We start from the raw sequence: 12147 nt of genomic DNA on the forward strand, positions 1-12147 counted from the left end.
TCTACACTCGGAGCTGCTATGCCGTTGCGCTTGCTCACACTCATTGTGGCAACTTTACTGGGTACTGCACTGTTAGCCATTTGGTGGCAGGCCGACCTCACTTGGGCGCGCGCAGTGCAGTTCTTCCCCGTGCTGTTTGTGGGCATTGGCGGTGCCACCATCGCCAATGCCAGTGGCGTGGGCGGCGGCGTGGTATTTGTGCCGGTCTTTGATTACTTTAACAGCGCCGGCATTGTGCCTGTCACTGCCACGCAAATTGTCGCCACCAGCTTTCTCATTCAGTGCTTCGGTATGACCACGGGCTCCCTCACCTGGCTCAATAAAATGCGTCATCAGGGCCCCCAACCCGCCACCGGCATTGCCACCCGAGACTTTTGGCAGATCATTTGTTGGGTGGTCGCCGGTTGCCTACCCGCTCTGCTAGCGACGCAATATATCTTCGCCTTTACGCCAGCGGATGTGTTGTTCTGGTTTAAAAGCTTGTCTATCTGTCTTGGCTGCGCTCTGTTGATGAGCGTGTGGCGAGATAACCCCAACAAACGCCCGCGCTATTCACTCGCACAAATCGATCTCTTGGTATTGGCGGCCCTTGGTGTCATTGGGGGCTTTGCCACCGCGCTGTTTTCCGTCGGTGTGGGGGAATTGGTCGCGCTGTATCTGTTTATTCGCAACTACCCACTGGTCACCTGCGCGGCCACTGCGGTCATCATTACTGCCATTACCGTGCTCACGGGCTTGGTGTATCACTTACTGCACACCGACATTCCGTGGCAGCTGGCGGCCTTTGCCATTCCCGGGGCAGTAATTGGTGGCTACATTGCCCGCGGCTTTGCATATTTCTTGGGCCCACACCGACTCAAAATTCTGGCCGGACTCTGGATTGTGGGCTCGAGTGTGTATCTTCTGGCGGCCCACTAAACTGCCCACACGCTGCGCCCCGGGGGAGGCTGCGCGCGGGCAGTGCAACGGCCTTTAGAAATTCCAGCGGCCCGCTTCAACCTCCAAGGTCTGAATGGCACCGCCGTCTTTTTCGATAACGCATTTCACTTTGCGCGATACCGTGTCGCCAGCGGATTGGGCGCGATAGTTGTACATAAAGGTGTAGACCCCACGACGGTAGTCGCTCATGGAATTGCGTCGAAATTTAAAGTCCGACTGATCGGCTTGACGTTCCGATACCTGGGTATCGCACAGCGCTCGGGCTTCAGACTGACTTAGGCCGCTGGCAAACGTGGGGGCGGCGACGAGCGCCAGTGCAGCAAATAACATACGGGTGGCCATGGGGATTCTCCTTGGGGTATCACTAGGGTGGTGTTTCTATAAAGGCATTGCTACGCAGCTAGATCTCTGCGCAGCTTGCCGTGCGACAACAGCCAACCGCAGGGTTTAGTTTCGAAACACAACGGTTGCATAACGAAACTTAAGATAATTGCTTTAGTTGTTTTTTGCAACTAATATTGCAGTCAATTCAAAGGCAGAACTCCATGGTCAAAAATAACTTTTCACACCTGTGTTGCCCCGTGGCCCGCTCTATGGATGTGGTGGGTGAAGCTTGGTCGATGCTGGTGCTGCGCAACTTGATGTTGGCGGGCGGCACCGGGCGCTTTGATCAGATGGTGGAGGAGCTGGGCATTTCTCGGAATATTTTGACCGAGCGCTTAAAGCGCCTTGAGACAGAAGAGATTGTGTCTAAGCAGCCCGTGCAAGAGGGTGGCCGGCGAATGGAGTACAAACTGACGGCTAAAGGGTGGGAATTAATGCCCATCATGATTGGCTTTGCGCAGTGGTTTGATCGCTGGCGCCCCGATCCAGAGCGCTCGCCACTGACCTTTCTAGACCGGCGCGACAATCAGCCCATACAACCGCTGCGGGTGCTGTCGCACGATGGTCGACCGTTGGGCCCGGCGGATATTTTGCCCGTCTCCGACGATCAATAGCGCCAGCGCGGCGCACCACCCCGCGTGCAATTACATAGCCCCGTAGCGACTTTTTTCTATCCACACGCTCGACCGGTAGCTGGTCGTAAAGGTACTGCCCACATTTGCCCAAAATGACGTGCGGTTAAATTGAAACTGCGGTTCGTATTTTGGCAGGGTGCTGGCCAGTGGGTAGCGGCGCAATCCCCCTAGCCCATTTTTTTGGGTGGCCTCCAAAATAAATTCTTGCCCGTCTTTAATTAGCACCACCCACGCGTGACCACCCCCATCGTATTTACCCAGCGCCACCCGTGCATCTTCACCCATATCGATCAACCAATCGGCCAATGCAATGGCGTGATCTTCACAGTCGCCGCGGGTGTACAAATACGCCTGCCGGCTGGTTTGCCACACCTCCTCACCACCGTGGTTGAGCTCGTCCAACATGTAGGTTTTTCGGCGCGCCAACACCGACAGGGGAATGAATACGTTGTCGGTAGCAAAGGGGCTGTAACCCTCTAGGTAGGCATTGACGAAATGATGCCGCTGATCCAAGCCCATAGCCGAGGCGGTTGCATGTTCAACGCCGTGTAACTTGTAGGCGAAAAATGCCGAGCGCTGATTGTCTGCACCTAGCAGGGTGTGCAACTGTGACTCGTTAAAAATCACGTCGTTCAGCAACAATCTAATTGCGCCAGCGCGCGGGCCCGATTGTGTGTCGGCTGCTTTCAACGCCGCAACACTCTGTTGATAGGCGCGATCTTCCTGCAAGCGGATCTCGCGCTGCGCGGCGGCCTTAGCCTCTTCGAGTCGTTGGTGTTTCAAATTGGCAAAAAACTGGACGGCAACAACGAACACCACCACCCACGCCAGCAAACTACGCATCAACCCTTAAATCCAAAAGTGACGATCAACGCCACAAAAATCAAAATAGATGACGCGAAAATGGCTACGGCCACGTTGCCGTTTTTCAGCTCTTCTTCAAAGCTCACGTTTTTCAAAAGCCGGTCGTCAATCATGAGCAAGGCTTTAACACCAACAAACAAGGCCACCAGTGTGTACAACAAATTCACACTTAAATTCATCAGTGTTGCCAACAAAAAATCCCACTGCATTGTTACATCCTTTTTAAACGGTTTTATAAATTCAGGGCCGCGACATGGCCGCATTACTGCCCGCCGCCACGCAATCTTTGCATAGCGCAACCCACTTAGCGAAGCAATAAATAAGCAGCGCTGTATTCTTGGTTGAATTAGAGGAGCTGCGCGTCGCCTTACCGACGCGCACTGGAGGGAGTTTAATGCTCGCTGACGCCCGCCTCGTTAAACGTCGCCATATTGTTGTGCAGGTCACAGGCCATCCGCAACAGTGGCACCGCAAGCGCCGCCCCGCTGCCCTCGCCGAGTCGCATACCTAAATCCAACAGGGGCTCGGCCTTCAAGGCCTGCAAAACTGCGCCATGCCCGGGCTCGGTGGAGCGGTGTGATGCCAATAGCCAAGGGCGCACACTGGGATTGATGCAGACAGCCGTCAACGCTGCCACACCGCAGATGTAACCATCCACCAGCACCGGCAATTTGGCTTGGGCGCAGGCAATGTAACTGGCGACGAGAGCGGCGATATCAAACCCACCCAAGCAGCGCAATACATCAAGCGGCGCCTTTACGTGCCGGTGATGTGCAAGGGCGCGCTCAATAACGGCAATTTTGTGGGCCATGCGGTTGAGCGGCAACCCCGTGCCGGGTCCCGCCAATGAGGCAGCGGGCTGATCGAGCAAGCGCGCCAACATGGCAGTTGCCACCGTGGAGTTGCCGATGCCCATTTCACCGGCCACAAATAGCTCGCAGCCAGTCTCCACAGCCCGGGCCACCGCCTCGCGTCCAATGTCCATGGCTTGCGCCAATTCACCGTCGGTCATGGCGTCTGCGCAGGTGATATTACCAGACTGCCGGGCAATGGTTTCATCGCGCACCGCGCTCATTTCGTGCACAGGTGCCACCGTGCCTAAGCTCACCACTTCAAACTCTGCCTTGAGCGCCTTGGCCAATACCGAGATGGCGGCGCCGCCATTGATAAAGTTGTTGACCATTTGCGCAGTGACCACCTGCGGAAAGGCCGATACCAATTCTGCGCATACGCCGTGATCCGACGCAAAAACGCAAATATTGACCTTTTTTAGCTCCGGGTGTTTTCGCTGTTGTAGCGCAGCCAGCTCGACGGCGAGCGACTCAAGTCGCCCTAGGGAACCGTCGGGTTTTGTCAGTTGCCGCTGCCAAGCCTGTGCCTTGGCGCGATGTTTTTCACTGGGCGCCTGACCGGGGCGCAAAAACCACTCTTGCATGTGGGTAACCTTCGAACTCGATTCCAATTAATGAATACTGCGACGCCGCTATTAACCTTGGCATCGTTCCTAACTGTTGGCAGGCCAGTAGCGCAATTGCTACTCGGTCACAGCTCACCACCCTTAAATTGATGTTCAAATCCGCCGTTTCAACGGCGTGTATTTTATTATCGGCAGTACCCCAAACCCGCTATTTCAGTCGCGACAAGGGGCAGCCTCAGCTCATTGAGAGCTAGAGAGAATCTATCAAAACTCTGCAGGCATTTGAATCCCCTACAGTTTACAGGGTTAATGTATGCAACAGATGCCATAGGCCCACACCCTTTCGGTCACAATTCACTTAAAATTTAAACGGCGCGGGCTTTTGAGCGGCGCAGGCTAGAAACCTCCCTACCGACCACAGCCATTGCGCATTCACTTAATGACCGCCGTGCTATCAAACGGGAAAACCAACCAATGCCTATAGACTGCTAGACTTACAGCGTGGTTAGCGCAATGATTAACCCCCCTGCCCGGCCGGCTGTCTTCGGCCAGACACTTGCGACCTACCCGCATAATAAGAATGTGTACTAAGGACTGTTATGACCGATGTGAACTCACCCGTCGAACCCCTGCCCTGTGTTGGCTGGCGCGAATGGGTTGCCCTGCCTGAATTGGGCATCAAAAACATCAAGGTAAAAGTGGATACCGGCGCCCGTACGTCAGCGCTACACACCTTTGCCATGGAGTTTTTTGAGCGCGATGGGGAAGAGTGGGTGCGCATCGGCGTGCACCCCATTCAAAAGAGCGATCGCGAGTGGTTTACCGAGGCGCGCGTGATCGACAAGCGCGTGGTACGCGACTCAGGTGGCCACGAAGAACTGCGCCCAGTCATAGAAACCCAAGTGTGCTTGGGCGATTACCAGTTTCGCGCAGAATTAACCCTGACCAGCCGCGACAATATGAAATTTCGGATGTTGCTCGGCCGCAAAGCCCTAGAAAACCGATTTTTGGTGGATTCCCAGGGTTCCTATATGCAATCCGTTCGGCCTAGCGCCGACGCACAGTGAGGTGTCACCATGAAAATCGCAATCCTATCGCGCAATGCAAACTTGTATTCAACGCGACGCCTGCAAGAAGCAGCCGAAGCCCGCGGCCACCAAGTGGAGGTCATCGACGCGCTGCGTTGCTACATGGCGATCAACCCCTCAGACCTCGACATGCACTACAAGGGCAAAGAGTTGCTTGGTTTTGATGCCGTCATTCCCCGCATTGGCGCATCCGTGACCTTTTACGGCACCGCCGTGTTGCGCCAATTTGAAATGATGGGCGTCTACCCGCTGAACGAGTCGGTTGCCATTTCTCGCTCGCGCGACAAGTTGCGCTCTATGCAGTTGTTGGCGCGCAAAAACATCGGCCTGCCCACCACCGGCTTTGCCAACCAAACCCGCTATATTCCCGACCTCATCGACATGGTGGGCGGCGCCCCCCTGGTGATTAAATTACTGGAGGGCACACAGGGAATTGGCGTGGTGCTGGCTGAAAATCGCAAGGCTGCCGAAAGTATTTTGGAGGCCTTCATGGGCCTGGGTGCCAACATCATGGTGCAGAAATTTGTGAAAGAAGCCGGCGGTGCGGACATTCGCTGCTTCGTTGTGGGCGACAAAGTGGTGGGTGCCATGAAGCGCCAGGGCAAAGAGGGTGAGTTCCGCTCGAACCTGCACCGCGGCGGCTCCGCCTCGCTCGCCAAAATTTCGCCCCAGGAACGGGAAACCGCGGTACGCGCTGCGCGCACCATGGGCTTGAACGTGGCGGGTGTCGATTTATTGCGCTCATCGGCGGGCCCAGTTGTCATGGAGGTTAACTCCTCGCCCGGATTAGAGGGGGTTGAAGCAGCAACGGGTAAAGATATCGCTGGCGCCATCATTGAATGGATGGAAAAGAACGCCAAGGCCCACACCTCCAAGACCAAAGGTAAGGGTTAACAGCATGCCCAACACCGGCAAAGCGAAACGCTTACCGTTTGAAATTCTAGATGCAACTGTCGCGCCCGGTACGCGCGCCATGCTGCAGATGGATATAGGCAAGCTGTACACCAACACACCGTTGTCAATCGGTGTGGAAGTGATTCACGGCAAATACGAAGGGCCTGTGCTGCTGGTCACCGCCGCCATCCACGGCGACGAATTAAATGGCATAGAGGTGTGCCGCCGACTGGCAAAGTTGCCGGCATTAAACCGACTCCACGGCACCTTAATTTTGGTGCCCGTCGTCAACGCCTTTGGCTTTATACAACAAATTCGCTACCTACCGGACCGGCGCGATTTAAACCGGTGCTTTCCGGGTAGCGAAAAAGGCTCGCTCGGTTCGCGCATTGCCTATCTCATTCGCACCCAATTGCTCGAGCAGTGCACCCACGTGGTGGATCTGCACACCGGCGCCATACACCGTTCAAATTTGCCGCAAATCCGCGCCAATTTGGAAAGCGAGGCCAACGTAGAAATGGCACAGGCATTTGGCGCTCCCGTGGTGATGCACTCCAGTGTATTGGACGGTTCATTTAGAGATGCCGCAGACAAACTCGGCAAACCGTTTATTTTGTACGAAGCCGGTCAAGCCTTGCGCTTTGACGAGCCCTCCATCAACGGCGGCGTCAAAGGCGTGCTTGGGGTTATGAGCCATCTCGGCATGTTTAAATCGCGCAAACGCACTAAGAAAAATATCGAACCCATACTCGCCACCTCTAGCCAGTGGGTGCGCGCCGGCCACGATGGCATGATGGTGGCGAATGCCGAACTGGGCGCGCGCGTCAAAAAAGATGATGTACTGGCGCTAATCGTAGACCCCTACGGCACCTTGGAGCTGGAAGTGCGCTCGCCGGTGAACGGCATAGTGATCGGACGCAACAATATTCCCGTAGTGAACGAAGGCGAGGCCCTGTTTCACGTGGCCAAGTTTGAAACCGTGAAAGACGCAGTCAAAACCGTCGAAAAATTTCACGAGCAAATGGAAGACCTCAACGACCCAGAATTGCGCCACATAGACCCATGGGGAGAGCGGTATGACAATTAGGGCATTGCTGTTTAATGCCAAAGGCGAGCTTGAGCAGCAAGGCGGCGTAGAGTTACTGCCGATGTATCACAACAGTGATTATTTTCTGTGGTTGGATATATGCGGTGCCGACAGCGAATCAGAGGCGCGCGCACTGGAAGACTTTGACATCAACCCACTGGCTCACCGTGATGCACAACGGCACCGGCACCCACCAAAATACGAAGCGTTTGATGACCATATATTTTTGCTGATGCACGAGCTCAAGCAAGACGGCAACTACGAAAACATGACCCGCTTGCAATTGGCGCTATTTGTAGACAACTCTCACATCATTACGCGCCATAGCCACCCATCGCATTCTGTGGATAAGCAATGGGCGCAAGTCACCGACGACAAAAAATTGCCCGTCGGCGGCATGGGCCAACTGTGTTATAGCATCTTGCGCGGAATTGTAGATCGCTTTCTTCCCATTATGTTTGAGATTGAACTACGTCTCAGCAAGATCGAAGATGAAATATTTGAAACTAACACTGACGACTTACTCGGTGAACTTTTGAATTACGGCTCCCAACTGAAGAAAGCACGCCGATCTTTTTTGTATCAGAAAGACCTTATCGATGAAATCATAAACGATCAACGGCCGCACCTTTTGGCCTTTGACGAACACGAATTAATAGACCTATTTGAACACTTTGAGCGGCTGGCTAGCTTGTCTAATTTGTATCAAGAATTAACCACAGACTTGATCAACGGATTTATCTCCATTAGTGCACACCGCGCCAATAACATAATGAAGTTGCTCACCATCGTCACCGCCATTTTCCTACCCCTGACACTGGTAGCCGGTATCTACGGCATGAATTTTCAGAACATGCCCGAACTTAGCTGGCAGTATAGCTACTTTTTTGTGCTCGGCTTTATGGTGGCCTTTGTGGTCTTCGGTGTGACATTTGTTCGAAAAAAACGGTGGCTATAACCCATGCAAGATATTCTTAGTTTTGCGCTGATCGATTATGAAGGTTACCGGTTAACGGTTTTTGGCCTTACCAAGATGCTCGCGGTCCTCATCGCTGGCGTAATCATCTCGAATCTTGTTCAGCGGTCCATCATGCGCATTGCGCACTTAAAGCGCACATTCGATGCGCGCGCCGCCTATTCATTTGGGCGCATACTGCACTACGGCATCATGACGCTGGCGATAATTCTTTCGCTATCGGTGGCGGGTTTTGATTTCACCAAGCTGGCCATTATTGCGGGCGCCCTGTCCGTTGGCATTGGCTTCGGTTTACAAGGCATCGCCAACAATTTTATTTCGGGCATCATCATGTTGTTCGAACGCAACATCAATGTGGGCGACGTAGTTGAACTACAGTCGGGTATTTTTGGCACCATTAAAGAAATTAATGTGCGCTCTACGCTGATCAATACCCCTGACAATATGGATGTGTTAATTCCCAATTCAGAGTTTCTTTCTGGCCAAGTAACGAATTGGACACTGCGCGAAGGCTTGGTGCGCTTTCGCATTCCCTTTGGCGTAGCCTACGGCACAGATAAGGACAAAATGCGGGAGGTTATCATTCAGGCTGCCAATGCGCTCTCGATAACCGTCAACGATGAGCCCGATCACGGGACACGGGTATTTATGACCGGCTTTGGCGATTCGAGCCTCGACTTTGTACTTGCGGTTTGGGTATCTGATGAAGCCGCTAAGCGACCGACAACCACCAAATCAGAATACCTGTGGACCTTAGAGAGCGCCCTAAAACGCAACGGTTTTGAAATTCCATTCCCACAACGGGACCTGCATGTGCGATCTGATTTCCGCGCTCACAAAGACGACAACCAAACGACTAGCGCATAAATACCAGCAAAAACAGGGCCGCACCCACGGCCAATCGCAACAGTGCCGGCCAGGCATAGGACTGCGCTAAAAAGGCGATGTGCGGATATTTAGGGTGATGGAACACCCGAACCTTTTCACCCTCATCAAGCCCCGAAATACGATTGCGCGCTAACGGCCAAGTGGGTGCCGCATGCAGCCGTGTACCCACATACTTGAAGCCTTCGAGCGCGTAGACATAACACAGCACCTGCGCACGCGCATGGGATTCATCGGAGCGGGAGCGGCCCAGCACTGCTTGATCAAACCAATCGCTAAATGTAGCCAGTTCGGTCGGTATGGCGCGCGCTATGACAGCCACTGTGCTGGGCCAGTGCCGCCGAATTAACACGCGGTACAAATTGATCACACCTTCAAAGATGATCAATAGCGCCAAGATGGCCAGCGCCAAATTCATTACCTCGCCTGTAGTCATTGCACTGGCTTAGCGACACGCAACACAGCCGCGCTCGCCCCAGAAAGAAAACGCCGCCGACGCCTCAATGGTGATGCCCCTCTGAGCGCTGGTGCTGCGAATCTTTGTGGCCATCTTCAATGAGCGCCGGAAAACGAGAGCGCGCGTAGCGATCGTGGCAGCCAATACAGGCATCCATCATTTTCAGGTAGTAGTAACTCACCAGATCAGTGTGCTTTTCTTCGGCAACGTGCTGAAGCATGGCGGCATAGCGGTGAAAATCCTGATCGCGCAGCTTGAATTCATCGGGCAAGCTTGTCGTCAACTCTTGGCGTTGTGCCGCCGTCAGTTGCTGGCGCATGATATATCCATCTTTCATTTGTCCGGCTGTCTGTGCCACGCGCACCATATCACCGGCAACGTATGCAGATACCAGCTGGTGCATACCCTGCTCTAGCGCACGCATTTCCTGGCCGAGCAAAGCCCTCGTTGCCGGGTTCAATTGTTCGACGGCTGAGCCCGCACGGGCATCCACGGCCATGAAACTGGCCAGACCAATTGCACTCAGTGTGCGTAAAAAGGGGAACAACGTTTGGGTCAACTTCATCTTCCTTGTCCTCTATTAACACCCAACTAAACGTCTTCAATACCGGAGGGCATTTTACACACGTACACCGTATTCGTGGCATTGACCTGCTGGAACGGATTGTAGAAAGACACGATGTGCGAACTGACGTCAGCAAACACTTCACCCAACAGCGCCATAAAGCCTTGATCGGGACTGTTCTGCGACCACATCGCAAATACCCCGCCCTGCTTCAGCTGGGCGGCCATGGCCTGCAGTTTTTCGCCAGTGTAAAACTGTGCATTGCCCGCGTTTAAAAACTCACTGGGCGAGTGATCTATATCCAATAGGATAGCGTCGAACTGGCGCCCCGGTTGCGCGGTGTCAAATCCACCCTGTGCGCCCACCGCCAAGTCGAAAAAACTACCCAGCACATAGCGGCAACGGCCATCGGCATTTAACACCCTACCCAGCGGCACCAATTCCTGGCGGTGCCAATCAATTACCGTCTCAAGTGCATCGACCACCAACAATTCTGTCACACGACTGTCTTCGAGCGCCGCCACTGCGGTATAACCCAACCCCAGGCCGCCCACGACCACGCTCAACTGCTCACCCGCCACGGCCGCCAAGCCCAGATGAGACAGCTGCTCTTCCGCCTCCACAAACATGCTCGACATTAAGTACTCCTCACCCAATTTCACTTCGTAAATGGGCTCGGTACCCAGCGCGGGAATGACCCGTTTACGCAGGGAAATTTCCCCAAGGGCTGAGGGTTGGCTGTCAATTTCTTCAAATAGCGGAGGCATAAATGGGGGCTTCCCTAGCGTGTTTAAGAACGAAAAGGGAGGGTAACATATTGCGCAGCAATATTCGTTTCGCCCAAAGCGGGCGCGCAGCACACAATCCAAAGCCATGTGCTTAGTAATATTTCAGCCATTAAAAAAGGGCAGCCCCTGTAGGGCTACCCTTTTTTAGTGCGCGGCTAGGGTTTAAATAGCGACGATATTTTCTGCCTGCGGGCCTTTTTGGCCGGCGGTCACGCTGAATTCAACGTGCTGACCCTCAGCGAGGGTTTTAAAACCGGCGCTGGCAATGGAGCTGAAGTGCGCGAACACATCGGGGCCTGACGCCTGCTCGATAAAACCAAAACCTTTTGCTTCGTTGAACCACTTAACAGTGCCCTGAACGGTAGTAGACATAATGCTTACCTGAATTTTAACTAAATGTGTGCCTTCAAGAGGCTTGAATTGCAAAAAAATAGACTGGAACTTAGAAACTTCAGGACGAGGAATTACGAATAAGACAGCGCAATGCAGATTTTAAATTAGAGACTTCTTTCTAGCTGCGAAGGATAGTATAGACATAAGCCTCAGATAGCGAGCTTTATCTCAACTTATTATTGATCTGCTACTTTGTCGTTTTTATCTGCACGCACATAGCGAATTAAATCAATAAATGGAAAAATCTATTTTCTGATTTTTACCTGATCTTTAACTAGCTTTATCTGACTTCTATCTGATTTTAGTTGCTTGCCTTTAACGCACCGCACAACACTGCTAAACAACGATTTTAACTTTGCTGGCCATAGCAGAACGACACAAAAAGCCTCGACCACGATGCGCGCCGATTGCAATTAGACATCCATGCAATTTCAAACAAATGGCGGCACGGCTTTGCGTCAGGAAAACCCTTACACTCACGGACGCACATGGCACTTTTATGGCCACGCCAATAACGCGATCGTCGCCAGCGCTTCCCATGCCCCGCCAAAATCACCTTGGGAAAAACTTATCACACTGCAGTCTCTGCTACTTATCGGCAACAATAAATATCGATACATGGCGCGAATTGGCTTCCTGTGCTACCGATAATAACCAATAGACTCGCGGTGCAATAAACCGAGCGGTGAAAGCGAAAAAAACAATCCAAAATCGTTGACATCAATGGAAAAAATCTCCCCGTGAGCTAAACCTCTAATAGAGAAGCTCGATTCAT

General features: G+C 53.1%; 15 protein-coding genes. 7 read left to right on the forward strand and 8 right to left on the reverse strand.

The features are described from left to right. Positions 1-18 precede the first annotated feature (18 nt). Positions 19-918, forward strand: coding sequence for a sulfite exporter TauE/SafE family protein (locus tag FHS30_RS13745; protein WP_183911089.1), 900 nt, complete (start codon positions 19-21; stop codon positions 916-918). Between the two features lie 54 nt (positions 919-972). On the opposite strand, the gene FHS30_RS13750 is transcribed toward FHS30_RS13745, so the two are convergent. Further along, on the reverse strand, positions 973-1281 hold the full coding sequence (locus tag FHS30_RS13750) for a hypothetical protein (protein ID WP_183911090.1): 309 nt from the start codon (positions 1279-1281) through the stop codon (positions 973-975). Between the two features lie 203 nt (positions 1282-1484). Here FHS30_RS13750 and FHS30_RS13755 point away from each other — a divergent pair, with 203 nt between their 5' ends. Beyond that, positions 1485-1937, forward strand: coding sequence for a winged helix-turn-helix transcriptional regulator (locus tag FHS30_RS13755; RefSeq protein ID WP_183911091.1), 453 nt, complete (start codon positions 1485-1487; stop codon positions 1935-1937). A gap of 30 nt (positions 1938-1967) precedes the next feature. Here FHS30_RS13755 and FHS30_RS13760 read toward each other — a convergent pair whose 3' ends face one another. The 3 genes from FHS30_RS13760 to cobT all read right to left on the reverse strand — a co-directional run bounded on the left by FHS30_RS13760 (position 1968) and on the right by cobT (position 4257). Then, a complete protein-coding gene (locus FHS30_RS13760; RefSeq protein ID WP_183911092.1) occupies positions 1968-2801 on the reverse strand; it encodes a hypothetical protein in 834 nt (277 codons plus the stop codon). Further along, positions 2801-3031, reverse strand: coding sequence for a DUF350 domain-containing protein (locus FHS30_RS13765; protein ID WP_183911093.1), 231 nt, complete (start codon positions 3029-3031; stop codon positions 2801-2803). Before FHS30_RS13765 ends, FHS30_RS13760 begins: the two co-directional genes overlap by 1 nt. 182 nt (positions 3032-3213) lie before the next feature. Next, positions 3214-4257: a nicotinate-nucleotide--dimethylbenzimidazole phosphoribosyltransferase gene (gene cobT / locus FHS30_RS13770; RefSeq protein ID WP_183911094.1), complete on the reverse strand. Its 1044-nt coding sequence runs from the start codon at positions 4255-4257 to the stop codon at positions 3214-3216. A gap of 581 nt (positions 4258-4838) precedes the next feature. Here cobT and FHS30_RS13775 point away from each other — a divergent pair. Genes FHS30_RS13775 through FHS30_RS13795 form a run of 5 tightly spaced genes read left to right on the forward strand, consistent with a single transcriptional unit; the run spans position 4839 to position 9151 of the window. Next, on the forward strand, positions 4839-5306 hold the full coding sequence (locus FHS30_RS13775; RefSeq protein ID WP_183911095.1) for an ATP-dependent zinc protease family protein: 468 nt from the start codon (positions 4839-4841) through the stop codon (positions 5304-5306). A 9-nt stretch (positions 5307-5315) separates the two neighbouring features. Then, on the forward strand, positions 5316-6221 hold the full coding sequence (rimK, locus tag FHS30_RS13780; protein ID WP_183911096.1) for a 30S ribosomal protein S6--L-glutamate ligase: 906 nt from the start codon (positions 5316-5318) through the stop codon (positions 6219-6221). Between the two features lie 4 nt (positions 6222-6225). Beyond that, positions 6226-7308 (forward strand): succinylglutamate desuccinylase/aspartoacylase family protein, encoded by a 1083-nt coding sequence (locus FHS30_RS13785; RefSeq protein WP_183911097.1) that lies wholly within the window; start codon positions 6226-6228, stop codon positions 7306-7308. Next, on the forward strand, positions 7298-8266 hold the full coding sequence (gene corA / locus FHS30_RS13790) for a magnesium/cobalt transporter CorA (protein ID WP_183911098.1): 969 nt from the start codon (positions 7298-7300) through the stop codon (positions 8264-8266). The genes FHS30_RS13785 and corA overlap by 11 nt, the downstream gene beginning before the upstream one ends. A 3-nt stretch (positions 8267-8269) precedes the next feature. After that, complete coding sequence (locus FHS30_RS13795; protein WP_183911099.1) at positions 8270-9151, forward strand: mechanosensitive ion channel family protein; 882 nt, start codon at positions 8270-8272, stop codon at positions 9149-9151. Here FHS30_RS13795 and FHS30_RS13800 read toward each other — a convergent pair. The 4 genes from FHS30_RS13800 to FHS30_RS13815 all read right to left on the reverse strand — a co-directional run bounded on the left by FHS30_RS13800 (position 9141) and on the right by FHS30_RS13815 (position 11351). Further along, a complete protein-coding gene (locus tag FHS30_RS13800) occupies positions 9141-9605 on the reverse strand; it encodes a DUF3592 domain-containing protein (protein WP_183911100.1) in 465 nt (154 codons plus the stop codon). The two genes, FHS30_RS13795 and FHS30_RS13800, sit on opposite strands and share 11 nt — an antisense overlap. Before the next feature lie 64 nt (positions 9606-9669). Further along, positions 9670-10191 carry a cytochrome c gene (locus tag FHS30_RS13805; protein ID WP_183911101.1) on the reverse strand — a complete coding sequence of 174 codons (522 nt, stop codon included), beginning with the start codon at positions 10189-10191 and terminating at the stop codon, positions 9670-9672. A 26-nt stretch (positions 10192-10217) separates the two neighbouring features. After that, the gene (locus tag FHS30_RS13810) at positions 10218-10958 is read right to left on the reverse strand and encodes a spermidine synthase (protein ID WP_183911102.1); all 741 of its coding nucleotides are present in this window, start codon (positions 10956-10958) and stop codon (positions 10218-10220) included. A 183-nt stretch (positions 10959-11141) separates the two neighbouring features. Further along, positions 11142-11351 (reverse strand): cold-shock protein, encoded by a 210-nt coding sequence (locus FHS30_RS13815; protein WP_183911103.1) that lies wholly within the window; start codon positions 11349-11351, stop codon positions 11142-11144. Between the last annotated feature and the right edge of the window lie 796 nt (positions 11352-12147).

It is taken from the genome of Simiduia aestuariiviva (genome assembly GCF_014192475.1).
Taxonomy (GTDB): domain Bacteria; phylum Pseudomonadota; class Gammaproteobacteria; order Pseudomonadales; family Cellvibrionaceae; genus Simiduia; species Simiduia aestuariiviva.